Here is a 26,030-nt window from a genome sequence, read left to right as displayed (position 1 = left end):
CTCCCATTAAACGAGTGCAGCAGGCATAAGCACGAATGAACTATCTTCCTTTGGATGACTACGCCAAGGCGTGGGTGTTTCGACACCAAGAACTTTTAATTCCGGCGCCACAATTGGCGCAGATCAAACCCATGACCGCCACCCGTGCGGCGGTGTTGTGGACCACTTTTATCAGCCGAGACAAAGATCACCCGGACTTTTTCACCGACGCCGATTGGGTCAAACAGGCGCAGCACTGGCCCCATGAAGACGTGTTTTGGGAGCGGGCGTTTGAAGCCGGTGACGCTATTCCCGAGGGGATCCTGGCTCACCTGGACTGGCAGGATAACACTACCGTGTATTTCTGTATTAGTCGTGACGAGGTCATCGAAACTCGTTTCGATGTGTTTAAGCAACACTGGCAGAACTTTATGTTCTTAGCCGATGGCAGCTTCTTAATTGGTAAAAAACGCCCGCAGGTGGTGCAGTTTTTAGAGTCGGGTTTTGCCCGCCTGGGCCAACAGCCAGGGTAATTTATAGAGCCTCCCCATTGCGCTTCTCAAATTTTGCGCAACTATGGTATAAACTTAAGCACAACCAGTGGGAGGCAATGTGCGGCAACAACCATCGCAGCAAGCAGATTTATTTGCACTCGATCAACAGCGAGTGCTGTATGCCGAATTGTGCAATGCCTTCTACGCTCGCGAGTTGCACCGCATAAGTCAGCAATTAACGCATCAAGGCGATGGCACACGCTTGGCCCGTTTGCTCGACAGTCTGCCTTATTACGTGGAACGCGCCGCCTTTCATATAGTTCATGGTCATTGCCCGTTAACCTTGGATGGGCAAAATGGCAGTTGGATAGCCAAACAGGCGAGTAAACCGCCACAAAGCGATAAATCGGCTAATTTAGCCTTCTTTAGCGCTTATGCCGAAGTCGGTATTTTAGTACCATTACTGGTTACGCAGGGGCGATTGCAATTTGTGATGCTCGACACCCTAGATCAAGTTAGCAGCAACCGCTTGCATTGTAATCAGGCGGGCTGGTTTGATCTTGACGGCCAATATCGCGACACGCGATTAAGCTCGGCCCAGGACGTGCAGTTACTGGTACCCAGTAAAAAACATTTTACCCCGGCTTGTTGTGGTCATCGTTGGCAACAATTTAAGGTGACCTCACCACGGACTTTGAGTCTAAGAGAAATGCTATTAACAACACGAATTAACTGGAAAAACTTTAAGCAACCACTGCCGATGAAGGAAAGCTAATGCGATTATTCCAATTAGGTTTGTTGGCATTGTTGCTGTATCTGCAATACTTGTTGTGGTTTGGTCACAACGGCATCGAAGACTATAGCCGTTTAACCAAGGCGGTGGCCAATCATGAGCAAACGAATCAGCAATTAAATAAGCGTAACAAGTTACTCGAAGCCGATATACAAGATTTAAAACTGGACTTGGAAGGGGTGGAAGAGCGTGCCCGCCATGAGCTGGGTATGATCAAGCCCGGAGAAGTGTTTTATCGGGTGTTACCGAGTAAACAATCTGAGTCAAAATAATAACGCAAAGTAGTTATATGAGTGAAAATCACGGCATTATTGCCATAGTGCCCGCCGCCGGAGTTGGCGCGCGGATGCAATCTCAACGCCCTAAGCAGTACTTGCAATTACAGGGCAAAACCGTGCTGGAGCACAGCCTGAATAAGCTCGCCCAGGTGGCGGCGGTAAAGAGTATTACCGTGGCCATAGGCGCCAATGACGAGTATTTCGCCGAGCTGCCTATAGACTCCCAATTTGTGCATACCGTAATTGGTGGCAAAGAGCGCGCCGATTCCGTGCTTGCCGCCCTTGATGCCCTTGAAGCAAATCCACCCCAGTGGGTGCTAGTGCATGACGCCGCTAGGCCCTTGGTGAGCCCCGCCGATATCGAACGTTTAATAAATGAGTGCCAGCACCATGGCGAGGGCGGCATACTGGCCGCCAAGGTGCGCGACACCATAAAGCGCGGTGACAGTCATGTGCAGCAAACCATAGAGCGCGAGTATCTTTATCAGGCGCTGACCCCTCAGTTTTTCCCTTATGCCCAATTGCGCCAGGCCTTGCGTGATGCCTTAGCCTGTGGCGCTACCATTACCGATGAGGCATCAGCGATGGAATGGGCTGGGCACCCGGTGCGTTTAATCGCCGGTCGCAGCGACAATTTTAAGTTGACCACCCCAGAAGATCTGCAACTTGCCGACTTCCTGTTAGGGCAACAAATGACGGAGATTTTATGATTCGAATAGGCCATGGTTTTGACGTACATAGTTTTGGCGGTCATGGGCCGCTTACTATCGGCGGCGTAAAGGTCGATTATGAACAAGGCTTTATCGCCCACTCAGATGGTGATGTGGCTATTCATGCCTTGTGTGATGCCTTGCTTGGCGCCATGGCAATGGGCGATATAGGCAAGCATTTTCCCGATACCAGCGAAGAATTTGCCGGCATCGACAGCCGTATTCTGCTGCGCCGAGTCATGGCCGAGGTGCATGATCGCGCCTTTGTAGTGGCGAATGTCGACCTTACCATAGTGGCGCAAGCGCCAAAAATGCGCCCGCATATTGATGCCATGCGCGCTTGCCTGGCGGCGGATCTGGCGGTCAGTTTAGATCAGGTTAATGTCAAAGCCACCACCACTGAAAAGCTCGGGTTTACCGGACGTAAAGAGGGTATTGCCGCCCACGCGGTAGCGCTTTTGGTGCAGCAACCATGAAGCAAGAGCCTTCAGCACCTAGGCAAAAAGCGCCAGCAGCGGAGCGCACACAAGAGCCATTAGCCTCGCTGCAGTATTTATACGGCAAGCCTACCGCCAAGGCGGTATTTAAGCGCCTGCCGGAAGACTTTATGGTTGATGAAGAGCTGGGCTTTGAGCTTGATGGCAGTGGCGAGCACGTGTGTTTGCATGTGATCAAGCGCGGTATCAATACCGTCAATGTAGCCAAGAAAATCGCGAAATTTGCCAAGGTAGCGCCGCGTGAGGTCAGCTACGCCGGACAAAAAGACCGCCAAGGTGTGTGTTCACAATGGTTTAGCGTGCCCGTGCCCATTAAACAGGAGCTCGACTTTAGCGCCCTCAACGACGAGCAAATTTTTGTTGCCAAGCAAGTGCGCCATGGTCGCAAGCTGCGTACCGGATGCCATAAGGGCAACCGTTTTACCATAGTGCTGCGTGAGGTGAGCGAGCCACTGGCTGTGCTCAGTCGTATCAATGCGGTGCGCCAAGGAGTGCCTAATTACTTTGGCGAGCAACGCTTTGGTCACGATGGCCATAACCTGGTGATGGCCGAGCGTATGTTTGCCGGCGAGCAAATCCGCGATCGTAAACTAAGGTCTATGGTGATCTCTGCCGCCCGCTCTTATATTTTTAACCAGATAGTCAGCCTGCGTGTGGCTGAGCATGGTCTTGCCAAAACCCTGCAACATGAAGTCTTTATGCTCAGTGGCAGCAACGCATTTTTTACCGATGCCATCACCCCGGATAACATTACCCGATTGGTGGAAGGTGACATCGAGTTGTCGGCGCCCCTGGTGGGTAAGGGCGATAAGGGCTTGGTTGAAGAAGAGCAACATTGGTTGCAGCCTTATCATGACTGGTGTCAGGGTTTGGCGGAGATAGGTTTAAAAACCGAGCGCCGCATGTTGCGCTTATATCCGGAAAACTTACAGGTAAAAATGCCCACGAGCGATTCGATTGAATTGAGCTTTTCACTGAAAAAAGGGTGTTTTGCCACTGCGTTGTTACGAGAATTGGTGGATTACCGCCAGTGCGAAAACAGTATTGCAAGGAGTCATGATGAAGATATTGCTGAGCAATGATGATGGCGTACATGCCAAGGGCATAGCGGCCCTGCATCGGGCCTTAAAGGAGATTGCCAGCGTCGATGTGGTCGCCCCGGATCGCAATTGCAGCGGCGCCAGTAACTCGCTCACATTAATGAATCCATTGCGGGCGCAAAAATTAGAGAATGGCTTTATCAGTGTCAATGGTACCCCCACTGATTGCGTTCATGTGGCCCTCAATGCGCTCTTGCCTGAGCAGCCGGATCTAGTGGTGGCCGGCATTAATCATGGTGCCAATTTAGGGGATGACACCCTGTATTCGGGCACGGTAGCCGCCGCTACCGAAGGGCGCCATATGGGTCTGCCCGCCATCGCCGTGTCCCTGGTCGGCCATGATTGCAAACACTTTGAAACTGCCGCTAAGGTGACGGTGGATATAATCACCAAGTTGAGAAGTCACCCCTTACCCAATGACCAAATCATCAACATCAATGTTCCCGATGTCCCTTACGACGAACTCAAGGGCGTTAAGGTCACCCGCTTGGGCGCCAGACATAAGGCCGAAACCATGACAGTACAGCGTGACCCTTGGGGTCGTGTCGTGTATTGGTATGGTTCTCTTGGGCCTGAGCTTGATGCCGGTGAGGGCACGGATTTTGCGGCCATTCGCCAAGGCTATGCCTCGGTTACGCCCTTGAGCGTAGACATGACAGCTAAAGAAAGCATTGCCCCTTTACAGCATTGGTTAGCGGAGCTGGAAAATGATCACTAATTATCAGCGTAGCGCCGGCTCTTTGGTCAAGCTGCTGGCTCAGGAAGGCATTAGCGATGAGCAAGTGTTAGAGGCGATGGCAAAAACGCCGCGCCATTTGTTTATCGATGATGTATTGCAACATAAGGCCTATCAAAATACCGCCCTACCTATCGGCCAGGGGCAAACCATTTCTCAGCCTTATATTGTGGCGCTGATGACTCAGGTATTACGCCAGCACGGGGTGCGCGATAAGGTACTGGAAATTGGCACCGGCTCGGGCTATCAAAGCGCCATATTGGCGCAGTTGTTCGATAAGGTGTACTCGGTTGAGCGCATCAAGGCCCTGCAATGGCAGGCGAAACGACGCTTACATCAGCTCGACTTGTATAATGTGACCATGAAACATGGCGATGGCTGGAAAGGCTGGGCCTCGCAAGCGCCGTTTCAGGGTATTATCGTCACCGCCGCGGCGAAAAGCGTGCCGCAGCAGTTGCTGGAGCAGCTCGATGAAGGCGGGGTCATGATAATTCCCATTGGCGATGCAGAGCAAAAATTGATGCTGTATACTCGCTGCGAAAATGAGTTTAAACAACAAGTCATAGCCCATGTACGTTTCGTACCCTTGGTGCCTGGCGATATAATTTAAGGATATTCTTTGCGCCTCTTTACTGCTTTGTACGACGCCGCGCTGCGTTGGGCAAGACATCGCCATGCTGAGCGTTATCTTGCCGGAATGAGTTTTGCCGAATCTGTTATTTTCCCCGTCCCACCGGATGTTATGTTGGCCCCCATGTGCTTGGCCAAACCTGGTTCGGCCTGGCGCTTTGCTTTGTTGACTACCTTGGCGTCAGTGATCGGTGGCATCCTAGGGTATGCCCTGGGATATTGGCTTTTTGAGCCTGTTGTTGAGCCCTTGATTGCTTCCATGGGTTGGCAGGATAAGTTTGATCATGCCCTGGCCTGGTTTAAGGAATACGGCATCTGGGTGGTGTTTATCGCCGGTTTCTCGCCCATTCCCTATAAGGTCTTTACCATAGGCGCAGGCCTGTTGCAGATGGCATTTTTGCCTTTTTTACTGGCCTCGGCCATAGGTCGTGGAGCGCGTTTCTTCCTGGTGGCAGCGCTGATGAAATGGGGCGGCGCACGCATGGAAGAAAAGTTGCGCCAGTATGTGGAAGTTCTAGGCTGGCTTGTCGTGGGCCTGGCAATCGTTTTATATTTAGTGCTCCGCTAGCTAATGGAAGGGCGCTGCATGAGTTTCAAAAACACCAGTTTATTACTGCTGGTTTCTTTTGTTATCAGCGCCTGCACCTCCCGTACTGGGCCGGCACCAGTTTCCTCCCTGGAAACTGGTCAGGCCAAAGTGACACGTAAAATTCATATAACCGGTGAGCATTACCGGGTGCAAAAAGGCGATACCCTCTACTCTATTGCGTTTAGTGCAAAAAAGGACGTTCGCGAAGTCGCGCAAATAAACGGCATTAAACCTCCCTATACCATTTATCCCAATCAACTCATTTACCTAGAATCACAGTGGCTAAAAAAGAAAAAGCAGGAAAGATACCTTAATTCGAGTAAAAAGCCTAGAGAAACAAGACAAAAAACAGGCGGAAATTTCAAGAAAGAGGTTGCTAAGCCAGTGCAACGGGAGTATGTTCAAAATGCAACTAGTAAAAAAAATGTTAGCAAATCATCAGGAGTTGCTAACAAACTAAAGTGGAAATGGCCCACCCAGGGGAAAGTAACGCAAGGTTTCTCCAACCGTGAGAATGGCTTCAAGGGATTGCAAATAGCGAACAAAACAGGAACGGCTATCTCGGCAGCGGCAGACGGTGTGGTTGTTTACGCTGGGGACGCGCTCAGGGGATACGGTAATTTAATCATAGTGAAACATAATGATGATTATCTTAGCGCCTATGCGCACAACTCGCGTTTACTAGTAAAAGAAAAACAGGATGTCAAAGCTGGGCAAAAAATAGCGGAAATGGGCAGTACTGAATCTTCTATCACTGCACTTAGGTTTGAAATACGGTATAGAGGTAAGGCGGTCAATCCGGCAAATTTTTTACCCTAGCGCGACGGGCAATAAGAGTAATTTAGTGTAAGGATATATCTGAATTACACGGGAGGGTATTCTGATGGGTCAAACTGTAAAACTAGAAAGTACGCATGACAATAGCAATGATTCGGACGTTCTTGATGAGCCAAAAGAGGAGCTTCTTGAGGAGGTTGAGGACGATAGTGACGATGAATTGTTTGCCAAAGACGACAATGTCAAAAACCTCGACGCCACGCAATTATATTTAGGTGAAATTGGTTTCTCGCCGCTGCTAAGCGCCGAAGAAGAAGTCTATTTTGCCCGCAAGGCGCTGCGCGGTTGTGAAGCATCACGCAAACGCATGATCGAAAGTAACTTGAGGCTGGTAGTAAAAATCGCCCGCCGTTACAACAATCGCGGCCTGGCATTACTGGCTCTGATTGAAGAGGGTAACCTGGGTCTGATCCGAGCGGTGGAAAAGTTTGACCCAGAACGGGGTTTTCGCTTTTCAACCTATGCCACCTGGTGGATACGCCAAACCATAGAGCGGGCGATCATGAATCAAACCCGCACCATACGCCTACCTATTCACGTAGTTAAAGAACTTAACGTCTACTTACGCACCGCCCGCGAGTTAACGCAGCAATTGGACCACGAGCCGACCGCCGAAGAAATAGCCGAGCGTTTGGATAAACCGGTGGAAGACGTAACTAAGATGTTGCGTTTGAACGAAAAAATTTCTTCCGTCGACACCCCGATCGGGGGCGATAATGACAAGGCATTGCTCGATATCATTGCCGATGAAAAGGGCCGCGGCCCAGAAGGGGAAGTGCAGAATAACGATATTAACAGTCATATTGTGCACTGGCTCGATGAGCTAAACCCGAAGCAAAGGGAAGTGTTAGCACGTCGCTTCGGTTTACTGGGCTATGAGCCTTCTACATTAGAAGATGTAGGCCGTGAAATTGGCCTGACCCGTGAGCGGGTACGGCAAATTCAGGTAGAAGCGCTGCGCCGTCTTAAAGACATGCTGCAACATGAAGGGCTGAATACCGAAAGCTTGTTCGAACAGATATAACTTCCCTAAGTTATTAAGATAAGAAAAAACGCCGCTAAATTAGCGGCGTTTTTGTGTTTTTAGATGGTCACTTTACAGCGACTTTAAATGATACAGGGCATCTAACGCCTGACGAGGAGTAAGCTCATCGGGATTGATCTCACCAAGCGCCACTTCGAGGGCGCTGGGCTCGGGCTCAGAGGGTAAGAGCTCAAGTTGATTTGCACCATTGCCGTTTGCTTGGCCATTGCCATTAGCGTTTAAGGCCGGCTGCTGCTCCAGCTGTTTAAGCTTGCGTTTGGCGTTGGTGATCACCGCCTTAGGCACACCGGCTAAAGCCGCCACCTGCAGGCCGAAGCTCTTACTGGCCGGCCCTTCCAATACCTTATGCATAAAGGCTATGGTGTCGTTGTGCTCAATGGCATCTAGGTGCACATTGACCAGTCCCGACTCCTGCTCCGCCAGTTCGGTGAGCTCAAAATAATGGGTTGCGAACAAGGTTTTGGCATTGATCTTATGCGCCAGGTAATCCGCCGTGGCATAGGCCAGGGAGAGACCGTCATAGGTGCTGGTACCGCGGCCAATTTCATCCATTAATACCAGAGAATGCTGACTGGCATTATTTAAAATGGTGGCGGTTTCCGTCATCTCCACCATAAAGGTTGAGCGCCCGGAGGCCAGGTCATCGCTGGCGCCGATACGGGTAAATATACGGTCTACTGTGCCTATATTAGCGCTCGCAGCGGGCACATAACAGCCGATATGAGCCATCAGCACGATCAGAGCAGTTTGGCGCATATAGGTTGATTTACCACCCATATTTGGGCCAGTTATCATCAACATGCGACGCTGATTATTAAGTTCTATGGGGTTGGCGATAAAGGGGTCGCGCATCACCTGCTCGACCACAGGGTGGCGACCTTCGCTAATGCTGATGGCATCGCCTTCATCAAGCGCCGGCTTGCAATAGTTCAGGGTCAGCGCCCGCTCGGCAAAGTTATTGAGTACATCGAGCTCACTTAGGGATGCCGCTAAACGCTGTAAGCGCTCCAAGTGCGGGGCGATTAGTGTGAATAACTCTTCATAAAGCTGCTTTTCCAGCGCCAGGGCCTGAGACTGACTGCCTAACACCTTGTCCTCATGCTCTTTAAGCTCGGGAATAATATAGCGCTCGTTGTTTTTCAGGGTTTGACGGCGAATATAATGCGCCGGCACCAGGTGCGAGTTGGCGCGGCTAATATCGATATAAAAGCCATGCACCTTGTTGTAGCCGATTTTTAAGGTGCTGATCCCAGTAACTTCGCGCTCACGCTCTTCCATGGCTTCGAGTACATCGGTGGCACCTTGGGAGAGGTTGCGCCAATGGTCGAGCTCTTGGTTATAGCCTTCGGCAATCACGCCGCCGTCGCGAATAAGCACCGGCGGGTTATCGATAATGGCGCGCTCAAGCAAGTGCAAAAGCTCATCGTTGGGCTCACAGGCGTTGGCGATTTGTGCCAGACGTCGTTGCGAGGCGGTGCCGAGCAGGCCCTTTAATTCCGGCAACTGTTGCAGCGCCGCGCGTAAACGGGACAGATCTCTGGGCCGGGCGTTGCCCAATGCTAAGCGAGCTACGATACGCTCGATATCGCCGACATTGCGCAGCAAGGGATGGAGCTCAAGGTGCCAGCCCTGGTCGATCAGGGTTTCGATGGCATCAAGGCGTTGGCTCAACTCGTCGCGGCAGCGTATCGGGTTATGAATACGGCGCTTAAGCAGGCGCGAGCCCATGGGCGTGGCGGTTTTATCCAAAACGGCCGCCAGGGTGTTTTCAATGCCACCGCCAAGGTTTTGGGTGAGCTCGAGGTTTTTTCGGGTGGCGCTGTCGAGCACCACGGCTTGACTGTCTTGCTCCAGGCTGATGGCATTGATATGGGGCAATGCGGTGCGCTGGGTGTCTTTTACGTATTGCAGCAAGCAACCGGCTGCCACTAATCCCAGTTTGGCATCATTAACACCAAAACCAATCAGGTCTTGGGTGCCAAATTGCTGGCACAGGGAAGTGATGGCGGTGTCCAGGTCGAACTCCCATTCCGGGCGACGGCGCATGCCCTTGATATGCTCAATAAGCCTGATATCGCTGAAGCTTTCCGAATACAGCAGCTCAGCGGGGTTAAGGCGTTGCAGGGTCGATTTAAAGGCGTCGGCGTCGGCACACTCGACGATATTAAAACGTCCGGAATTAATATCCAGATACGCCACACCAAAATAGTCGCCAGTGCCTTGGCACACACTGACCAGCAAGTTGTCCTGACGCTCGTTAAGCAGGGCTTCGTCGGTTACCGTGCCCGGGGTGACGATACGCACTACCTTGCGTTCAACCGGGCCCTTGCTGGTGGCCGGATCGCCAACCTGCTCGCAAATGGCCACGGATTCGCCAAGCTGTACCAGGCGTGCCAGATAGTTTTCTACCGCATGATAGGGTACACCCGCCATAGGGATTGGATCGCCACCGGCTTTTCCTCGGTAAGTCTGCGAAATATCTAATAATTCTGCTGCGCGAATGGCATCATCGAAAAACACTTCATAGAAGTCCCCCATGCGATAAAAAAGTAAAATATCGGCATGTTGTGCCTTAATGCGCAAGTATTGCTGCATCATGGGGGTTTGTTGTTTTATATTATCTTCACTATAGAGATTTGCCGACATGCACTCACTCGAATAAGGATGGTTATGAACTTACAACAAAGGTTTACTGCCAATACACAAACCCTTGCCGCGCAACTGGGCGTTATTTTAACGGATAAGCAGATGATGATCACTACCGCTGAGTCCTGTACCGGCGGCGGTATTGCTTATGCCATTACCGACACCCCTGGAAGCTCGCGTTATTTTGCCGAAGCCGCGGTGACCTACAGCAATGAGGCTAAGCAAGAGCGCCTGGGTGTATCAGCGCAAACCCTGGCCCAATTTGGCGCCGTCAGCGAACAAACTGTGGTGGAAATGGCCCGCGGCGCAGCCCATGCGGCACAGGCGGATGTCGCCGTGGTGACCTCGGGCATTGCCGGTCCGGATGGCGGCAGCGAAGATAAGCCGGTGGGGTTAGTATGGTTTGCCGTGTACTTTGATCAGCAGGTCTATACCGAAGAGCGCTATTTTATGGGGGATCGCGCCTATGTACGCGAGCAGGCTATCAGTCACGCCCTGAGCATGGTGGTAAAAATTTTAGAATCTGCTTGATACTGTAATTTCATACAGTATACTAAGGTTCATTAAGTCAAGCGTTAATACCAAGCATTATGAGCTTGGCGGTCAATGATTTTGGAGAAAATAATGAACGATAACAAGCAAAAAGCCTTAAGCGCTGCGCTTTCACAAATTGAGCGCCAATTTGGTAAAGGCTCAATCATGAAGCTAGGCGACAGCCAGGCTTTGGACGTTGAAGCCATTTCTACCGGTTCACTGGGTATTGATATTGCCTTGGGTATTGGCGGTCTGCCTACCGGCCGTGTAGTGGAAATTTATGGTCCGGAATCATCGGGTAAAACCACATTGACCTTGCAGGTTGTTGCTCAAGCCCAGCGCCAGGGTAAAACTTGTGCCTTCGTTGACGCCGAGCACGCCCTTGACCCGGTTTATGCCGAGAAGCTAGGCGTAAATGTTGATGAGCTACTTGTTTCTCAGCCGGACACGGGTGAGCAGGCGCTGGAAATTTGTGACATGCTGGTACGTTCGGGCGCCGTTGATGTAGTGATCGTCGACTCGGTAGCCGCACTAACACCAAAAGCAGAAATTGAAGGTGAAATGGGTGACAGCCACGTTGGTTTGCAGGCCCGTTTGATGTCACAGGCATTGCGTAAGCTCACCGGTAATATTAAGCGTTCAAACACCTTGTGTATCTTCATCAACCAAATCCGTATGAAGATAGGTGTGATGTTCGGCAACCCGGAAACCACCACAGGTGGTAACGCGCTGAAGTTTTATTCATCGGTTCGCCTTGATATTCGTCGCATCGGCTCGGTAAAAGACGGTGACGAAGTAGTAGGTAACGAAACCCGCGTTAAGGTAGTGAAGAACAAGGTAGCACCGCCGTTTAAGCAAGCCGAATTTATCATCATGTATGGTGAGGGTATCTCTAAAGAAGGTGAGCTTATCGACCTGGGCGTGAAGCACAAGTTGATTGAAAAATCAGGTGCCTGGTATAGCTACAATGGCTCGAAAGTAGGCCAGGGTAAGTCGAACTCGATTAAGTTCTTAAAAGAGAATGTCGAGATCGCCAATGAGATCGAAGGCAAGCTACGTGAAATGCTGTTGCTAAAGGCCACCATTAAGCCGGAAGAGGGTGAAGTAAACTCGCTTGCCGAAGAGGTGGATGCCGAGTAAGGCGTAAAGAATAAGAGTAAGTAAAACCAGCCCCAGGGCTGGTTTTTTTATGCCTGTTCTATGACGTTAGAAAAATAAAAAAGCCGCCTCCCTTATAAAGGAATGGCGGCTTCTCTATGCTGAACGCAGTTAAAATGCGTACTTGGCGGAGAACTGCAGACGGTCTAAGTCGCCATCTGCACCACTTTCGGTTTCGCGCTCGGCATGCTTAAACTCGACCCCGAAGGTGAGTTTTTTCACCGGTGAGTACAGCAGGTTAGCACTGTAGCTTACGCTGCTTTCGGTGGGGTCGCCGCTATACGCGAGTAGGTGGGTATTGTTATCGGCACTAAAGAAAGAATATAGGAAGGTAGAGCGCAGTTGCTCGTTCCAGTGGTGCTGATAGCCGATAAAGCCTGAGGTAGAGTCTATGGCATCCAAGCCATCACCATCGTAAACGGCGCCATGGGCCACGTTTAAGCCAATATAGCGACCCAGACCCTTACCATGGGTCAGCATAAATTTAATGCTGTCTTGACCCAGGTTATAACGCCCGGAAACACTGACACCATAAGAGGTTTCATCTTCGTCGGCGCCGCCTTGCTTGTAAGTGAGCTGGCGAGCCAAGCCGGTAACCACGATTTGGCCCCAATCGGCGTTATGGTTATAACGGGCGGTGAAATCCGGTAGGCTGGCATCGTCGGTTTCGACACGGGCGCCGTTAACCGTAATGGTGCTTTCCGGGTTTTCAACGGAAAAGGCCCAGTTACCGATACTGTAGCGTGCCTGCGCCTGACGTACGAACACGGTACCTTCTGCCGGGCCAACAAAATCCAGGGTTTCCGGTAGGGCAGAAACGTTTTGGAAGTTTGACCAAGCCTGACCAAAGAGCCAGCCATCATAAGTGATATAAGCCTGACGAATACGCGGAGAGTAAGAGTTGGTAACGCGTTCGTTACCGCCAATAGAGGCAATAAAATCCAGCTCTATTTTGGTATTTATGTTCTTGCCGTTGTCTAGTTTGGTGCTGGTACCAAAGTTAAAACGGGATTGGCGCGCATGCATATCAAATACCGCATCGCTGCCATCATCATCGCCAACCGGCGTGGTGCTGGGCACATAAAAGTCGCGGCCAATGCTGTCGCCGGAAATGGTTCCAGCCGAGTAGTCGCTCCACATGGCATCAAGCTTAATATAGCCGCCGTAGCTGACTTCTGTATTGCCTATGGTGGCAGCCTGGGCACTGCCAATTGCCGTACATACCGCAAGTGCAGTCAGTGTTTTCATCATTAATTTTTGTGTTGTCATCATCTTATCCTGTTGCAAGCTAGCTCAGAGAAAATGGTCCTTGATGGCTTTTTAGGCAATTATCTATTGGTCGTACGACTAAGGTATAGCGAGCGAAAAGGATGACCTTTTATCTGAGAGAGCCCGAGGCTAAGGACGCCCTTGTGGGCTCATTTGACTAAGTATTTCGCGCCATTTTTAGCAGGCGTTTTGGCGAAAACAGTGCTGTTTATAAAGATTTTATACTAAGGTCTAATACTGCAAGACGTGGCCCTGGGTAATGCTGTGGGCAGGCCTAAAGGCAACAAAAAATATGGAGACGGTTATGTCACAGAGCATTTATCCGGTTTTTGAAAACATCAAAAACAACGCATTAGTCGATAACGAAAAATACCAAGCTATGTATCAGCAATCCATCGACGACCCAGAAGCATTTTGGGCCGAGCACGGCCAGCGTCTAGATTGGATCACCCCTTACTCAAAAGTTAAAAATACCTCTTTCGATAAAGGCCATATCAGCATCAAATGGTTTGAAGACGGGCAACTAAACGCTTCTTACAACTGTATTGACCGCCATCTAAAAGATAAAGCCGATAAAACCGCGCTGATTTGGGAAGGGGATGACCCTAGCCAAAGCGAGCACATCAGCTATCAACAAGTTCACGACGAGGTGTGTAAACTGGCCAATGGCCTGCGCAAGCTCGGCGTACAAAAGGGCGACCGCGTTGCCATCTATATGCCGATGACACCACAAGCAGTCTACGCCATGCAGGCCTGTGCCCGCATTGGTGCGGTGCATTCCGTGGTGTTTGGTGGCTTCTCACCTTCGGCCATTGCCGATCGTATTAAAGACAGTGGCGCCAAGGTAGTGATCACTTCCGACGAAGGTCGCCGCGGCGGCAATTGTGTTCCGCTTAAAGCCAATGTTGATGAAGCGGTGAGCCAAGCCGGCGTCACTACGGTAGAGCATGTGATTGTGCATCAGCTGACCGGTGGTGAGGTGCAGTGGAATGATGTTGATATCTGGTGGCATGACCTGGTTGCAGACTTACCAAGCACATGCGAGCCGGAAGTGATGAATGCCGAAGACCCGCTCTTTATCCTTTATACCTCGGGCTCGACGGGTCAACCTAAAGGTGTTGTACACAGCACAGGTGGTTACCTGGTTTACAGCTCCATGACGCACGAATATGTATTCGACCTGCATGAGGACGATATCTACTGGTGCAGCGCCGATGTGGGTTGGATCACAGGTCACAGCTATATTGCCTACGGCCCTATGGTGAATGGTTGTACTCAGGTTATTTTTGAAGGCGTGCCTACTTACCCAAGTGCTGGCCGCATGGGTGAAATCGTCGATAAACATCAGGTTACTATTTTATATACCGCACCGACTGCCATTCGTGCGCTTATGGCTAAGGGCGACGAGCCTACCGCCAGCTCAACGCGCACCAGTTTGCGTGTATTGGGCTCTGTGGGTGAGCCAATCAACCCCGAAGCCTGGGCCTGGTATTATGAGCGTATTGGTAACAACCAGTGTCCTATCGTCGATACCTGGTGGCAAACGGAAACCGGCGGCATCATGATCACGCCATTGCCGGGCGCTACCGATATGAAGCCGGGCTCGGCAACCAGACCTTTCTTTGGTATCGCCCCGGCGCTATTTGACGCCGAAGGCAATACCCTTGAGGGAGCCGTGGATGGTAACCTGGTTATTCTTGATAGCTGGCCGTCGCAGGCACGTACCGTATATGGCGACCATGAGCGCTTTGAGCAAACTTATTTCTCTACTTATCCGGGAGTGTACTTTACCGGTGACGGTTGTCGCCGCGATGAAGACGGTTATTACTGGATCACAGGTCGTGTTGACGATGTACTGAACGTGTCTGGCCACCGCCTAGGTACGGCTGAAATTGAAAGTGCACTGGTTGCCCATGAGGCCGTGGCCGAAGCGGCTGTGGTGGGCTATCCGCACGATATCAAAGGCCAGGGTATTTATGTGTATATCACCCCTAACGAGGGTGTGGTGGTGAGCGACGAGCTGACCAAAGAGGTGCGTAATTGGGTTCGTAAAGAGCTTAGCCCTATTGCCTCGCCGGATATGATCCAATGGTCGCCGGGTCTGCCGAAAACGCGCTCGGGTAAGATTATGCGCCGTATTTTACGTAAGATCGCCGCAAATGAGCACCAGCAGCTGGGAGATACCTCAACTCTGGCCGATCCAAGTGTGGTTGATGAGCTTATTGAAAACCGCTTGAATCGTTAATTAATCGTTAAGAGCTTGATTAAAGAATGATTCTAAACGTAGACTATCGGCTATTACCTTAGGTAATGGCCGATTTTTTTTAGGAGCGCAGCATGAGTCAGTTTTTAATAGCGGACGATCACCCATTATTTAGAGAAGCCCTGAAAGGCGCGCTGACCAAGCAATTTGAGCCCTTGGAAGTGTTAGAGTCGGATACCTTCGACACCACCTTGGCGGTGCTTGATAAGCATGACGACCTGGATATCTTGCTGCTGGATTTGCATATGCCGGGCAATGGCGACTTGTACGGCCTTATCCGTATTCGTGAAGATTATCCCGATTTACCCATAGCCGTGGTCTCTGGCAGTGAGGACTTGCAGGTAGTGTCTAAGGTCATGGGTTATGGCGCCATGGGCTTTATTCCCAAGTCGTCATCGGCTCAGGAAATCGCCGACGCCATCAATGAAATCCTCGAAGGTGAGGTGTGGTTGCCTGCTGATATCAAAGACAAGGTGGAAGCCATCAGTGGTGAAGACAAGCAGCTTGCGGCCCAGGTTGCATCATTAACGCCACAGCAGTATAGAGTTTTAAGTTATTTACACGAAGGTTTGCTCAATAAGCAAATCGCCTATGAGCTGAATATTTCCGAAGCCACGGTGAAGGCGCATATTACCGCCATCTTCCGTAAACTCGGGGTGTATAACCGCACTCAGGCGGTACTTATTGCCTCCAAGTTGCAGCTTGAGGCCATGGAAAGCCAACAATAAAGAAAAATAAGGCTAACAGGCAAGGCTAGGAGTGCCTTGCCAGCAAACACTGATCTAATCAAAAACCGCTCTAGTCAAAAACCACGGTGCGGTTGTCATTAACAAAGAGCTTATGCTCGGCGGCCAGCTCCAGGGCTTTACAAAACACCAGCTTTTCCACATCCCGTCCTTTTTTCGCCATGCTTTCGGCGCTGTCCGCATGGGTGACATTCGTTACCTGCTGCAAAATAATCGGTCCTTCGTCGAGCTCATTATTCACAAAGTGGGCGGTCGCGCCGATGATCTTAACACCGCGCTCAAAGGCCTGGTGATAGGGCCTGGCACCAATAAAGGCGGGCAGGAAGGAGTGGTGAATATTAATAATGCGCCCGGCAAAACGGGCAACAAATTCCGGGCTTAAAATGCGCATATACTTGGCCAGGCCAATCAAATCCGGATTGTATTCGGCAATTTTATCTGCCACCAGGCGGTCATGCTCACTGCGACTTAAGCCTTCATGGCTGATGCAGTGAAAGGGCACATGAAAGCCCTGTGCCAGGGGTTGTAAGTCCGGGTAATTGGCGATCACCGCCAGCACCTGAATATTCAAGGCCTGCTCAAAACACTTTAATAATACCCCGCCAAGGCAATGGGCTTCCTTGGTCGCCAACAAGACCACCTTAACCGGCTCGTCGCCATGGAGCGACAGTGTGGAGTTACTCGGTAAAATTGCTTGTAGCTGAGCCTCCAGGTCGATATTGCTAAAATCGCCATCGAGTTCGGTGCGCATAAAAAAGCGGCCATGGGCCTTGTCGACAAACTCATTGTTGCGGGTGATATTGAGACCATGCTCAAAGCACAGGCCGGTGATCTTGGCGATTAGACCTTCTTGGTCCGGGCACTGCGCCAGTAAAACCTTTTTCATTCCTCATTCCTGTTTGTGTTACACGAATTGCCATTATGCTCAGGGTTTCACGATAATGGCAATTGTGCTTTTTTATAAGGAATGATTTAGCAGGGCCTTTAGTTTAGCGGGCTTAACCGGCTTGGAGAGATAATGCACACCGGCATTTTTTGCCGCCAGTTTTAACTGGTCGTCGCGCACCGCAGTGATCAAAATAGCGGGTATCTCTTTGCCTCTCAGGGCTCGGATCTTGGCTATCAGAGCCAGGCCATCATCGCCCTCACCAAGCTGATAATCCATAAAGATAATATCGATATTGGTGTCGCTCTCGACCACAGCCAGCGCTTGCTCAGCCCCTTGGCAACCATGACAGCGTGCGCCCCATTTGTTCAGTAGATGATGCATGGCTTCTATATTGGCGGCCTCATCATCGACCACCAGTACATCATAATGAGATTGAGCCGCAGCTGTGGTTGCCGGAATACTTGAACCTTGAATTCGAGCCAGCGAGCCGTAGGGCACTTCTACCTTAAAGCAACTGCCCTTACCGAATTGTGAGCGCATGGTCAGGGGATGGGAAAGCAGCTCGGCCATGCGTTTTACCACCCCAAGCCCAAGGCCGACACCCTTGTTGTCGCCGGACTCAACGCGATAGAAATCATCGAATATTTTTTTCTGTTCATGATCTGAAATGCCCAGACCCGTATCCCACACCTCTATGCTGAGATGGTGTTTACGGCGGCGACAGGCAACCAGCACCTTGCCGCTAGGGGTGTATTTCACCGCGTTGGAAACCAGATTCTGAATGATGCGGCGCAGATAGGTGGTATCGCTGTGGACCACCTCATTGCTCGAACGCAGGGTCAGTTTCAGGCCCTTGTCGGCGCATAAAATGGCGTATTCATTGACCAGGGGCGTAAGAATATCGTCGATATGAAAGTGGCGCGGCGTGGGCGACATGGCGCCTTGGTCGAGCTTGGCAATATCGAGCAGGGCCGACATCAGGTGCACTGTACTGTCCAGACTGTCACCGAGCTTGGCCAGGCTATTGGCGTTGTGGGCGCTTAGCTCCTGCTCGTCCATGGACGCCAGATACAGGCGTGCGGCATTGAGAGGCTGAAGAATATCGTGGCTGGCCAGGGCGAGGAAGCGGGTTTTACTGTCGTTGGCATGTTCCGCTTCTAGTTTTGCCGCCTTCAATGCCTGCTCGATTTGCTCCCTGCTGGCGATTTGCGCCTTAAGATCCTGGTTCATGGCGCGTACTTCCTGGGTCCGTGCCTCGATGCGGTTTTCCAGATCCATGTTGATCTCTTCCAGGGCGTTTTGCGTTTCCATGTGTGCGGTAATATCGGAAAAACTGGTCACAAAGCCGCCGTCCGGCAGCGGGTTACCAATCATCTCAAACACCTGGGCATTGCGGCGATGACGAATAAAGTGATGGGGGGTGCCGTTACGCAGGTGTCGCACCCGTTTTTCCACATGCTGTTCAATTTCGCCGGGGCCGCATTCACCGCGCATGGCGTTATAGCGGATCACCTCTTCTATGGGCTGACCTTGCTGTAAGAAGCCGTCGGGGTAGCCAAACATCTGCGCGTAGCGCTTGTTCCAGGCCACCAGATTAAGGTCCTTATCGACGACGGAAATACCTTGGCTCAGATTTTCTAACGAGGTAAACAAGAGGTTCTGGTTAAAACGCAGCGCTTGCGTGGTTTCGTCGAAAAAGTTGACCACTTCTTCAAAGGCCAGGCGTTTGCCACTGGCCACGGTTTGTATCAAGGCTTGTGCCGAGGAGGCGCCAAGCACCCCGGTCAGGGCGCGCTCGCAATAGGCGATAAATTCATTGCTTGGTTGAGCATTGTTGTCGTCTATATCTTCGCTCAGGCTGTAATGAGCCAGCACCTGGGTACTACGCTGGGCGCCGAGGAAGGTTTGCAGCAGCACTTTAAAGTCATACACAGTGGCATCAACGTTCTTATTCAGACGCTTGGCAAAGTTCAGTTGCTCCATGGGATTAACAAAGGCGGCGGCCTGAATGCGGTCGATAAGGCGCTCCTGAGCCCCTAAAGAGAAGCTGATATAGCAGCAGATATTGGCAAACAGGGCGATGAGGGTGCCCTGGGTAATTAGATTTTGCTGGGCACCGCTGTCGAGTGCCGTGGTGGCGCTCAGAATAGGGATGAGCAGGAACAGGGTCCAACAGACTACACCGGCGGTCAGGCCCGCATACACGCCATAGGCATGGCCCTTACGCCAATACAGGCCGCCGACTATGGCCGGCAGTAACTGGGTGACTAAAGAAAATGCCACCAAGCCCATGGAGGCCAGGGTTTCACCATGACCAAAAAACTGCTGATAGAGATAAGACAGCAGCAATATGGCGCCTATGGTAAAGCGTCGCACCAGTAAGATACGCGAGCGATAGCTGGTGTTGATATGGCTGCGGCGGAACTTACGTTTAAGTAACAGCGGCAGTACCACGTCATTGGAGATCATGGTGCTCAGGGTCAGGGTCGCTACCACTATCATGGCGGTGGCCGCTGACAGGCCGCCGATAAAAACAAAGGTAGTCAAAACACTGTGACCGCTGCTCAGCGGCAGTGCCAATACAAAGCTGTCGGCGCTATGGCCATGGCCAATTTCCGGCATTATGGCGGCGCTGGCGATGGGAATAATCATCAGCGCAATAAGTAGTAAATACAGGGGGAAGGCCCAGCGTGCCGTGCGCAGATGGCGGATATCCTGGTTATCAACCACGGTGACATGAAACTGGCGTGGCAAGCAAATGATGGCCGCCGCCGCCATCAGGGTCTGGCCGATAAAGCCAAAACTCAGTACCTGGGAGTTCCGCCAGTGTTGCCATACGGTATCGAGTGAAACGCTCTGGGGGAGGCTGTAAAAGGTATATAAAGCGAGACCGGCGACAAAGACCAGGGCAATAAGCTTTACCAGGGATTCAAAGGCCACCGCCAGCATCAAACCGGAGCGGTACTCGGTCACATCCACCTTGCGGGTTCCGAAGAAGATGGCGAACACCGCCATGATCAGGGCTCCGCCCAGAGCCAGCACAGGGCCTGATATCTTGGAATCTCCCGATAATAAGATAAAGCTGCTGGAGAGCGCCTTAAGCTGCAGGGCGATATAGGGAATGGTGGCCATCAGGGCGATAAAGGTCACTAAAATCGCCGTCAGTTGCCGTTTGCCGTAGCGCGCCGAGATAAAGTCGGCAATGGTGGTGATATTTTGCTTTTTACTTACCAAGACGAGTTTGCGCAGGAAGCCCTGAAAGAAGACAAACAATAAAATGGGCCCGAGCAAAATTGGCAAGTAGTGCCAACCATCACTGGCGGCTGTGCCCACCGAGCCGTAGTAGGTCCAGGAGGTACAGTAGATCCCGATCGCCAAGGCATACACAAAGGGGTGATGGCTGATGTACTTGGCCCAGGGTGTGGTTTTGTCGCCCCAGTTGGCTAACCAAAACAACACGGAGATATAGGCCAGAGATACAAGAATTAAAGCTAAGGTCATGGTGTAAGGGTTATTTTTATAAGTACCTCTACCATAGCAAAAGCCCATGGCGAATAGCAGTGCTTTTGTTGCGCACTAGCATGCGACTAAGGGTTATTAGACTAATGTATAAATGCCAAAAAATGCCGTGCCAACCATTTCCTTAATAACTAAAAAGTTCATTATCCATATGTTTTTATTGGTTATTTTTTATTTTATGCTTCTCTCTCATCAAAGGTTAACTTTTTGTTACGACTAAGGTCTGAATTTCCTCTTGGCCAAGCATTGCTAGATTCAAAAGTGATGATAACAACCGTTCATGCCTTTGGGTGTGATGTAAAGGGGATACAAAATGGCTTTTAAAGATGCAGAACATGCGAAGGCCTATTGGAGTGAAAACCTCAGCCTGGTATTTAAATTACTGGTGGTGTGGTTTGTCGTTTCTTTTGGCTTTGGCATTTTGTTGGTCGACGTACTCAACGAAGTACGATTCTTTGGGTTTAAACTGGGCTTTTGGTTTTCACAACAAGGCGCTATTTACACCTTTGTAGCTCTTATTTTTGTCTACGCATACAAAATGAATGCGTTAGATAAGAAATACGGCGTAGACGAATAAGGAGCAAAATGATGGATGTTCAAGGACTTACCTTTTTAATTGTTGGCCTGAGCTTTGCGCTCTATATAGGTATCGCCATTTGGGCGCGTGCCGGCTCAACCAATGAATTCTATGTTGCCGGTGGTGGCGTACCACCCTTAGCCAATGGTATGGCTACGGCCGCAGACTGGATGAGTGCAGCCTCGTTTATTTCCATGGCGGGGATCATCTCCTTTGCCGGTTATGACGGCGGTGTATATCTTATGGGTTGGACCGGTGGTTATGTACTGCTGGCGCTGTGCCTAGCACCTTATTTGCGTAAATTTGGCAAGTTTACGGTGCCGGATTTTATCGGTGACCGTTACTACTCACAGGCAGCCCGTGTGGTCGCTATTTTCTGTGCCATCTTTATCTGCTTTACCTACATCGCCGGTCAGATGCGTGGTGTGGGCGTAGTATTCTCGCGCTTCCTGGAAGTAGACATTGAAACCGGTGTATATATCGGCATGGTGATTGTATTCTTCTACGCCGTACTTGGCGGCATGAAGGGCATTACCTACACCCAGGTTGCTCAGTACTGCGTGCTGGTATTTGCCTACCTGGTACCTGCTATCTTTATTTCCTTGATGATGACGGGTCACCTGTTGCCACAAACCGGTTTCGGCGGCACCTTATCCGACGGCTCCGGACTCTACTTGCTCGATAAGCTTGACGGTCTCAGTACCGAGCTCGGATTTGCCCAATACACCGAAGGCTCCAAGAGTATGGTTGATGTCTTTGCCATTACCGGCGCGCTAATGGTGGGTACCGCAGGTCTGCCTCATGTAATCGTACGCTTCTTCACTGTACCTCGCGTTCGTGATACCCGTATCTCGGCGGCTTGGACCCTGGTCTTTATTGCCATCGTCTATACCACGGCTCCGGCGGTTGCATCATTCGCTCGCGTGAACATGATCGACACCATCAATGGTAAAGACGGCAGCGGTACCTTGTATGAAGAAGCACCGCAGTGGATTAAAAACTGGGAAAGAACCGGCCTTATCACCTTCAACGACAAGAATGAAGATGGTCGTATGAACTATTCGGCGGGTGACATTAATGATCCAGCCAGCGCCAATGAAGTGAAGGTTGACCGCGATATCATGGTACTTGCGAACCCTGAAATTGCCGACTTGCCAGCCTGGGTTATTGCTTTGGTAGCCGCAGGTGGTATTGCCGCAGCGCTATCGACAACCGCAGGCCTGTTACTGGTTATTTCTACCTCGGTTTCTCACGATTTGTTAAAACGTACCTTGAAACCGGATATCAACGATAAGCAAGAGCTGTTGGCGGCGCGTTTGGCGGCCATGGTAGCCATTGGTATCTCAGCCTACTTTGGTATCAACCCGCCTGGCTTTGTAGCCTCTGTGGTGGCCTTTGCCTTCGGTCTGGCGGCGGCGAGTTTCTTCCCAGCCATTATTATGGGGATTTTCTCAAAACGCATGAACAAAGAAGGTGCCATTGCCGGTATGGTTACGGGTATAGGTTTCACCGCCGCGTACATCATCTACTTCAAGTTTGTTAGCCCAGAGCTAAACAGTGTCGAGCATTGGCTATTTGGTATCTCACCTGAAGGTATCGGCCTTGTGGGTATGCTGGTCAACTTCTTTGTTGCTGCCGTGGTGCAACGCATGACTGCGGAAACTCCGGATGAGATCAAAGAAATGGTTGAGGGCATTCGTAATCCTAAAGGTTCTGCAACGGCCCATTCGCACTAAGGTGTAGTAACCTAACTTGCAGATAACAAGCCCGACCTTAGACCAAGGTCGGGCTTTTTTTGTTGTTGAATAGGTCCTAGATTTAGTCTTGTTACCACATGTGTTTAGGACGTGGACTATGAGTGCCCAGCATCAGGATATTTTTGACTTTGTCAGCCAGCAGGCGCCATTTAACGCCTTGCCAGACTCTGCCTGCGATTATTTTACCCATCATTTAGAAGTAATTTATGTCACCCGGGAAAATCAGCATCAATGGCTGGATTCTGCCCATCCCAAGTTATTTTTACTTCGCAGCGGTGTTATTGAGCTGGTGGCCGCCGACGGCGAGCCTATTGCGCGCCTCACCGGGGGCGACTATTTTGGTTATCCCTCCTTGCTTAGCGGCGAGAGTATAAAAAACCGCATTGAGGTGAAGCGTGAAGCCCTGGTCTATATGCTCTCGCAAGCGGACTTCGATTATCTGCGCCACGAATATAAGGCGTTTGAACAATATTTTGTGCGTGCTCATTCAAACCGACTCTTGTCGTCTAAGTATCAGCACCATGGTGATAGTTGGTCGGAGCGCAAAATTGCCCAGTTGATGACGCGTCAGGCCATCACCCTGACCCCGGATGCCAGTATTCGTCAATGCGCGCAGACCATGAGCGAGCATAGGGTGTCTTCCATTATGGTGACTCAGGGGGAGGGCCAGGAGGCTCGCTTAATTGGCGTTGTTACCGACCGGGATTTACGCTCGCGGGTATTGGCCGAAGGCGTGGACCCAGAGTGCAGCATTGCCGAAATCATGAGTGTGGAACCCAAGTTTATTTTTGAAAACAACCGGGTGTTTTCGGCCATGCACTTGATGCTCAAACACAATATTCACCACTTGCCGGTGCTTAACGAGCTGCATCAGCCGCTCGGCATGGTCACCTCTACCGACTTGCTACGCCAGCAAAAAAGCGACCCGGTGCAATTGATTGGTCGCATCTACAAGGCCAGCGGAGTTGCCGACTTAAAACGCTATGCTCAGGAAGTCCCCGAGCTACTTGAGGGTTTTGCCTATCATATTGATGACATCAGTTTGATTGGCAAGTTACTCAGTGGCATCAGCGATGCCTTGACCACACGTTTAATTCAGCTGTTTCAGCAGCGCCACGGCGATGCCCCGGCCCGCTTTAGCTGGATTTGCTTTGGCTCTCAGGCCCGCGAAGAGCAAACCCTGCACTCGGACCAGGATAATGGCCTGCTCTTGCCCAATGGTCTGGATGAAGAGCAGCGCGAGTATTTTAAGGCCATGGGGGAGTTTGTTTGCCAGCAGTTGGATGTGTGCGGTATCAGGCGTTGCCCAGGCAATATTATGGCCAGCAATGAAGCCTGCCGCCTGAGTCTGGATGGCTGGCTTGATAAGTTTGACCGCTGGCTGTCCAGTCCGACGCCGGAGGCCATGCTTAATTGCAAAATCTTCTTCGATATTCGTTTTATCAGCGGCTCGAGTGATTTGTTCGCCACCTTTAGCGAGGCCTTATCGGCGCTTAAACCCGATCAGTTCTTCTACCGCGCCCTGGCCAGTGAGTTAAATCTAAACTCGGTGCCCATAGGTCTGTTTAATCAACTTAAAACCGAGGCGGATGCCGAGCGCCATAAATACATAGATTTAAAACGCCGTGGCATAGTGATCATCAATGATATTGTTCGCCTCTATGCGCTGCAGGCCAATATTCGCCATGCCAGTACCTTGGAGCGCCTCGATGCGCTTAGCAAAACCCAGTGGTTGTCGAAAAAGGATATTTTTGATCTTAAGGATTGCTGGCGCTACCTCACTCAGTTGCGCCTGCGCGCTCAGCTTGATAATGAGCCGCTGCCCAGCAACTGTATCAACCCCGATGGCCTGACTTCCCTGGAGCGGCATCAATTAAAAGAGGCCTTTTATCTGGTGCGCCAGGCACAGCAAGCGGCAACCTTTAAATTTGCCCGCGGGAGTCTGTAACCATGACCTATTCCTGGTGGCAGCAAGTGAAGTCGCAGTTGGGGTTCGATCCCCATGGCTTGTCAAGGCCTTGGACTAGTCATAGGTATGTGGTGGTGGACCTGGAGTTAACCGGTTTAAACCCCAGGGAGCATGAGGTGGTGTCGCTGGCCTGGGTGGTGATAGAGCAGCAAAGCATTAAGCTCAGTCAAAGTGGTCATTTGTTGCATCAGGGAGTATTGGAGCTGGCGCAGTCACCTATTTACCACGGTATTACCGCCGAGCGCCTGCAGCTTGAGGGGTTACCCATGGCACAAATACTTGAGCGCTTTGGTGCCGTATGTGCCGACAGTATTTTGGTGTTTCACAACAGTTTGCTTGATACTCGTTTCTTGCAGCGGGTCTGCAAAGAGCACAAGGTGCAGTTACCTCGAATCACCTTAGACACCCTGAAAATTGAGCAAAGGCGCTTGGCACGCCAGGGCTCGGATATTGCCTTTGATGCCTTGTCCTTGGAAGCCTGTCGAGCGCGTTATGGTTTAATGGCGCATACGTCTCATGATGCGCTCAGCGATGCCTTGGCCACCGCTGAGCTGTTTTTGGCTCAGGCCAACCAGATCAGTAAGCGTGAACCTGTGCCTTTAAGCGCCTTGATCACGGCTGGGTAATCTCTGGCAATTGCTGCTTTTGCCAGCCCAGCCAATCGCCTTCAAGATGGTACACTTGCTTAAAACCAAGCTCTTGCAAGGTACTGATGGCCATGGCTGCGCGGCGGCCGCTGCGGCAATAAACCACTATGGGGCGTTCTTTATCGAGCTCGGCGGCATGCTCCGCCAACACATTGTGGCTGATGTTAACGGCCCCCTTGATATGCCCTTGTTGATATTCTTCACTGGTACGCACGTCCAATAACTGCATTGGCTCGGCATTAAAGCGGTCAACCAAGAGTTGCTGCGCGGCTATATCAGTTGCTTCGCCTTGTGCCATACTTAAGGGCGAGCAAAAAAGTGCGATTGCGGCGATAAGCGCCGCGCCGGTGTTTTTCATCATAGATCTT

General features: G+C 51.0%; 24 protein-coding genes. 19 read left to right on the top strand and 5 right to left on the bottom strand.

The window, feature by feature from the left end; translation table 11 throughout:
- The first annotated feature begins 35 nt into the window (after nucleotides 1-35).
- The 11 genes from C2M34_RS09015 to rpoS all read left to right on the top strand — a co-directional run bounded on the left by C2M34_RS09015 (nucleotide 36) and on the right by rpoS (nucleotide 7,667).
- Complete coding sequence (locus C2M34_RS09015; protein ID WP_105213745.1) at nucleotides 36-512, top strand: DUF2947 family protein; 477 nt, start codon at nucleotides 36-38, stop codon at nucleotides 510-512.
- 79 nt (nucleotides 513-591) lie between these two features.
- Nucleotides 592-1,248, top strand: a complete 657-nt coding sequence (locus C2M34_RS09010) for a hypothetical protein (RefSeq protein ID WP_233999506.1) — start codon at nucleotides 592-594, stop codon at nucleotides 1,246-1,248.
- Nucleotides 1,248-1,538: a cell division protein FtsB gene (ftsB, locus tag C2M34_RS09005; protein ID WP_105200806.1), complete on the top strand. Its 291-nt coding sequence runs from the start codon at nucleotides 1,248-1,250 to the stop codon at nucleotides 1,536-1,538. The genes C2M34_RS09010 and ftsB overlap by 1 nt, the downstream gene beginning before the upstream one ends.
- A gap of 17 nt (nucleotides 1,539-1,555) precedes the next feature.
- Nucleotides 1,556-2,254 carry a 2-C-methyl-D-erythritol 4-phosphate cytidylyltransferase gene (ispD, locus tag C2M34_RS09000; RefSeq protein WP_105258575.1) on the top strand — a complete coding sequence of 233 codons (699 nt, stop codon included), beginning with the start codon at nucleotides 1,556-1,558 and terminating at the stop codon, nucleotides 2,252-2,254.
- The gene (ispF, locus tag C2M34_RS08995) at nucleotides 2,251-2,730 is read left to right on the top strand and encodes a 2-C-methyl-D-erythritol 2,4-cyclodiphosphate synthase (protein ID WP_105200804.1); all 480 of its coding nucleotides are present in this window, start codon (nucleotides 2,251-2,253) and stop codon (nucleotides 2,728-2,730) included. Before ispD ends, ispF begins: the two co-directional genes overlap by 4 nt.
- On the top strand, nucleotides 2,727-3,833 hold the full coding sequence (truD, locus tag C2M34_RS08990) for a tRNA pseudouridine(13) synthase TruD (RefSeq protein WP_105258574.1): 1,107 nt from the start codon (nucleotides 2,727-2,729) through the stop codon (nucleotides 3,831-3,833). Before ispF ends, truD begins: the two co-directional genes overlap by 4 nt.
- On the top strand, nucleotides 3,811-4,569 hold the full coding sequence (gene surE / locus C2M34_RS08985; protein ID WP_105200802.1) for a 5'/3'-nucleotidase SurE: 759 nt from the start codon (nucleotides 3,811-3,813) through the stop codon (nucleotides 4,567-4,569). Before truD ends, surE begins: the two co-directional genes overlap by 23 nt.
- Nucleotides 4,559-5,197 carry a protein-L-isoaspartate(D-aspartate) O-methyltransferase gene (locus tag C2M34_RS08980; RefSeq protein WP_105200801.1) on the top strand — a complete coding sequence of 213 codons (639 nt, stop codon included), beginning with the start codon at nucleotides 4,559-4,561 and terminating at the stop codon, nucleotides 5,195-5,197. Before surE ends, C2M34_RS08980 begins: the two co-directional genes overlap by 11 nt.
- Nucleotides 5,198-5,206: 9 nt before the next feature.
- Entirely contained in the window at nucleotides 5,207-5,785 is a 579-nt protein-coding gene (locus C2M34_RS08975) for a YqaA family protein (RefSeq protein ID WP_105213741.1), read from the top strand.
- Nucleotides 5,786-5,803: 18 nt separating this feature from the next.
- The gene (locus tag C2M34_RS08970) at nucleotides 5,804-6,625 is read left to right on the top strand and encodes a peptidoglycan DD-metalloendopeptidase family protein (RefSeq protein ID WP_105258573.1); all 822 of its coding nucleotides are present in this window, start codon (nucleotides 5,804-5,806) and stop codon (nucleotides 6,623-6,625) included.
- A gap of 64 nt (nucleotides 6,626-6,689) precedes the next feature.
- Nucleotides 6,690-7,667: an RNA polymerase sigma factor RpoS gene (gene rpoS / locus C2M34_RS08965; protein WP_105258572.1), complete on the top strand. Its 978-nt coding sequence runs from the start codon at nucleotides 6,690-6,692 to the stop codon at nucleotides 7,665-7,667.
- Nucleotides 7,668-7,739: 72 nt separating this feature from the next.
- On the opposite strand, the gene mutS is transcribed toward rpoS, so the two are convergent.
- On the bottom strand, nucleotides 7,740-10,334 hold the full coding sequence (mutS, locus tag C2M34_RS08960; RefSeq protein WP_105258571.1) for a DNA mismatch repair protein MutS: 2,595 nt from the start codon (nucleotides 10,332-10,334) through the stop codon (nucleotides 7,740-7,742).
- 24 nt (nucleotides 10,335-10,358) lie between these two features.
- Between mutS and C2M34_RS08955 the strand changes: the two genes are divergently transcribed.
- Both C2M34_RS08955 and recA read left to right on the top strand, forming a co-directional pair.
- Nucleotides 10,359-10,865, top strand: a complete 507-nt coding sequence (locus C2M34_RS08955) for a CinA family protein (RefSeq protein ID WP_105258570.1) — start codon at nucleotides 10,359-10,361, stop codon at nucleotides 10,863-10,865.
- 93 nt (nucleotides 10,866-10,958) lie between these two features.
- Nucleotides 10,959-12,008: a recombinase RecA gene (gene recA, locus C2M34_RS08950; protein WP_105190628.1), complete on the top strand. Its 1,050-nt coding sequence runs from the start codon at nucleotides 10,959-10,961 to the stop codon at nucleotides 12,006-12,008.
- 129 nt (nucleotides 12,009-12,137) lie between these two features.
- On the opposite strand, the gene C2M34_RS08945 is transcribed toward recA, so the two are convergent.
- Nucleotides 12,138-13,295, bottom strand: coding sequence for a DcaP family trimeric outer membrane transporter (locus C2M34_RS08945; protein WP_105200866.1), 1,158 nt, complete (start codon nucleotides 13,293-13,295; stop codon nucleotides 12,138-12,140).
- Between the two features lie 304 nt (nucleotides 13,296-13,599).
- Between C2M34_RS08945 and acs the strand changes: the two genes are divergently transcribed.
- Both acs and C2M34_RS08935 read left to right on the top strand, forming a co-directional pair.
- Entirely contained in the window at nucleotides 13,600-15,540 is a 1,941-nt protein-coding gene (acs, locus tag C2M34_RS08940; RefSeq protein ID WP_105200795.1) for an acetate--CoA ligase, read from the top strand.
- A 92-nt stretch (nucleotides 15,541-15,632) separates the two neighbouring features.
- Nucleotides 15,633-16,286 carry a response regulator transcription factor gene (locus C2M34_RS08935; RefSeq protein WP_105200794.1) on the top strand — a complete coding sequence of 218 codons (654 nt, stop codon included), beginning with the start codon at nucleotides 15,633-15,635 and terminating at the stop codon, nucleotides 16,284-16,286.
- Nucleotides 16,287-16,356: 70 nt separating this feature from the next.
- Here C2M34_RS08935 and purU read toward each other — a convergent pair whose 3' ends face one another.
- Together purU and C2M34_RS08925 are read right to left on the bottom strand one after the other, a co-directional pair.
- Entirely contained in the window at nucleotides 16,357-17,190 is an 834-nt protein-coding gene (purU, locus tag C2M34_RS08930) for a formyltetrahydrofolate deformylase (protein WP_105258569.1), read from the bottom strand.
- Nucleotides 17,191-17,262: 72 nt separating this feature from the next.
- Entirely contained in the window at nucleotides 17,263-20,694 is a 3,432-nt protein-coding gene (locus C2M34_RS08925; RefSeq protein WP_105258602.1) for a PAS domain-containing hybrid sensor histidine kinase/response regulator, read from the bottom strand.
- Nucleotides 20,695-21,025: 331 nt separating this feature from the next.
- Between C2M34_RS08925 and C2M34_RS08920 the strand changes: the two genes are divergently transcribed.
- From C2M34_RS08920 to C2M34_RS08905, 4 genes are all read left to right on the top strand, one after another.
- A complete protein-coding gene (locus tag C2M34_RS08920) occupies nucleotides 21,026-21,289 on the top strand; it encodes a DUF4212 domain-containing protein (RefSeq protein ID WP_105190622.1) in 264 nt (87 codons plus the stop codon).
- A gap of 11 nt (nucleotides 21,290-21,300) precedes the next feature.
- Nucleotides 21,301-23,025 (top strand): sodium:solute symporter family protein, encoded by a 1,725-nt coding sequence (locus C2M34_RS08915; protein ID WP_105200792.1) that lies wholly within the window; start codon nucleotides 21,301-21,303, stop codon nucleotides 23,023-23,025.
- Nucleotides 23,026-23,143: 118 nt separating this feature from the next.
- Nucleotides 23,144-24,994, top strand: a complete 1,851-nt coding sequence (locus C2M34_RS08910; RefSeq protein ID WP_105213733.1) for a DUF294 nucleotidyltransferase-like domain-containing protein — start codon at nucleotides 23,144-23,146, stop codon at nucleotides 24,992-24,994.
- A gap of 2 nt (nucleotides 24,995-24,996) precedes the next feature.
- Nucleotides 24,997-25,641 (top strand): 3'-5' exonuclease, encoded by a 645-nt coding sequence (locus tag C2M34_RS08905; protein ID WP_105200790.1) that lies wholly within the window; start codon nucleotides 24,997-24,999, stop codon nucleotides 25,639-25,641.
- Here the strand turns inward: C2M34_RS08905 and C2M34_RS08900 are convergent.
- Nucleotides 25,628-26,023: a rhodanese-like domain-containing protein gene (locus C2M34_RS08900; protein WP_158677891.1), complete on the bottom strand. Its 396-nt coding sequence runs from the start codon at nucleotides 26,021-26,023 to the stop codon at nucleotides 25,628-25,630. The two genes, C2M34_RS08905 and C2M34_RS08900, sit on opposite strands and share 14 nt — an antisense overlap.
- Nucleotides 26,024-26,030 lie beyond the last annotated feature (7 nt).

The organism is Pseudoalteromonas sp. T1lg88 (assembly GCF_002964765.1).
In the GTDB taxonomy this organism is placed as follows: Bacteria; Pseudomonadota; Gammaproteobacteria; order Enterobacterales; family Alteromonadaceae; genus Pseudoalteromonas.
The sequence above is the reverse complement of the archived record's forward strand: the minus strand, read 5'-3'. Positions and strand labels throughout refer to the sequence as shown.

Bases quoted from the DNA above. Each gene is read 5' to 3' on its own strand.
- ftsB (WP_105200806.1), top strand. From the start codon at position 1,248: ATGCGATTATTCCAATTAGGTTTGTTGGCATTGTTGCTGTATCTGCAA.
- C2M34_RS08970 (WP_105258573.1), top strand. From the start codon at position 5,804: ATGAGTTTCAAAAACACCAGTTTATTACTGCTGGTTTCTTTTGTTATC.
- ispD (WP_105258575.1), top strand. From the start codon at position 1,556: ATGAGTGAAAATCACGGCATTATTGCCATAGTGCCCGCCGCCGGAGTT.
- purU (WP_105258569.1), bottom strand. From the start codon at position 17,190: ATGAAAAAGGTTTTACTGGCGCAGTGCCCGGACCAAGAAGGTCTAATC.
- C2M34_RS08900 (WP_158677891.1), bottom strand. From the start codon at position 26,023: ATGATGAAAAACACCGGCGCGGCGCTTATCGCCGCAATCGCACTTTTT.
- C2M34_RS08920 (WP_105190622.1), top strand. From the start codon at position 21,026: ATGGCTTTTAAAGATGCAGAACATGCGAAGGCCTATTGGAGTGAAAAC.
- C2M34_RS08945 (WP_105200866.1), bottom strand. From the start codon at position 13,295: ATGACAACACAAAAATTAATGATGAAAACACTGACTGCACTTGCGGTA.
- C2M34_RS08935 (WP_105200794.1), top strand. From the start codon at position 15,633: ATGAGTCAGTTTTTAATAGCGGACGATCACCCATTATTTAGAGAAGCC.
- surE (WP_105200802.1), top strand. From the start codon at position 3,811: ATGAAGATATTGCTGAGCAATGATGATGGCGTACATGCCAAGGGCATA.
- ispF (WP_105200804.1), top strand. From the start codon at position 2,251: ATGATTCGAATAGGCCATGGTTTTGACGTACATAGTTTTGGCGGTCAT.
- C2M34_RS08910 (WP_105213733.1), top strand. From the start codon at position 23,144: ATGAGTGCCCAGCATCAGGATATTTTTGACTTTGTCAGCCAGCAGGCG.
- C2M34_RS08915 (WP_105200792.1), top strand. From the start codon at position 21,301: ATGGATGTTCAAGGACTTACCTTTTTAATTGTTGGCCTGAGCTTTGCG.
- C2M34_RS08980 (WP_105200801.1), top strand. From the start codon at position 4,559: ATGATCACTAATTATCAGCGTAGCGCCGGCTCTTTGGTCAAGCTGCTG.
- C2M34_RS08925 (WP_105258602.1), bottom strand. From the start codon at position 20,694: ATGACCTTAGCTTTAATTCTTGTATCTCTGGCCTATATCTCCGTGTTG.
- C2M34_RS09015 (WP_105213745.1), top strand. From the start codon at position 36: ATGAACTATCTTCCTTTGGATGACTACGCCAAGGCGTGGGTGTTTCGA.
- C2M34_RS08905 (WP_105200790.1), top strand. From the start codon at position 24,997: ATGACCTATTCCTGGTGGCAGCAAGTGAAGTCGCAGTTGGGGTTCGAT.
- recA (WP_105190628.1), top strand. From the start codon at position 10,959: ATGAACGATAACAAGCAAAAAGCCTTAAGCGCTGCGCTTTCACAAATT.
- C2M34_RS08955 (WP_105258570.1), top strand. From the start codon at position 10,359: ATGAACTTACAACAAAGGTTTACTGCCAATACACAAACCCTTGCCGCG.
- truD (WP_105258574.1), top strand. From the start codon at position 2,727: ATGAAGCAAGAGCCTTCAGCACCTAGGCAAAAAGCGCCAGCAGCGGAG.
- acs (WP_105200795.1), top strand. From the start codon at position 13,600: ATGTCACAGAGCATTTATCCGGTTTTTGAAAACATCAAAAACAACGCA.
- rpoS (WP_105258572.1), top strand. From the start codon at position 6,690: ATGGGTCAAACTGTAAAACTAGAAAGTACGCATGACAATAGCAATGAT.
- mutS (WP_105258571.1), bottom strand. From the start codon at position 10,334: ATGTCGGCAAATCTCTATAGTGAAGATAATATAAAACAACAAACCCCC.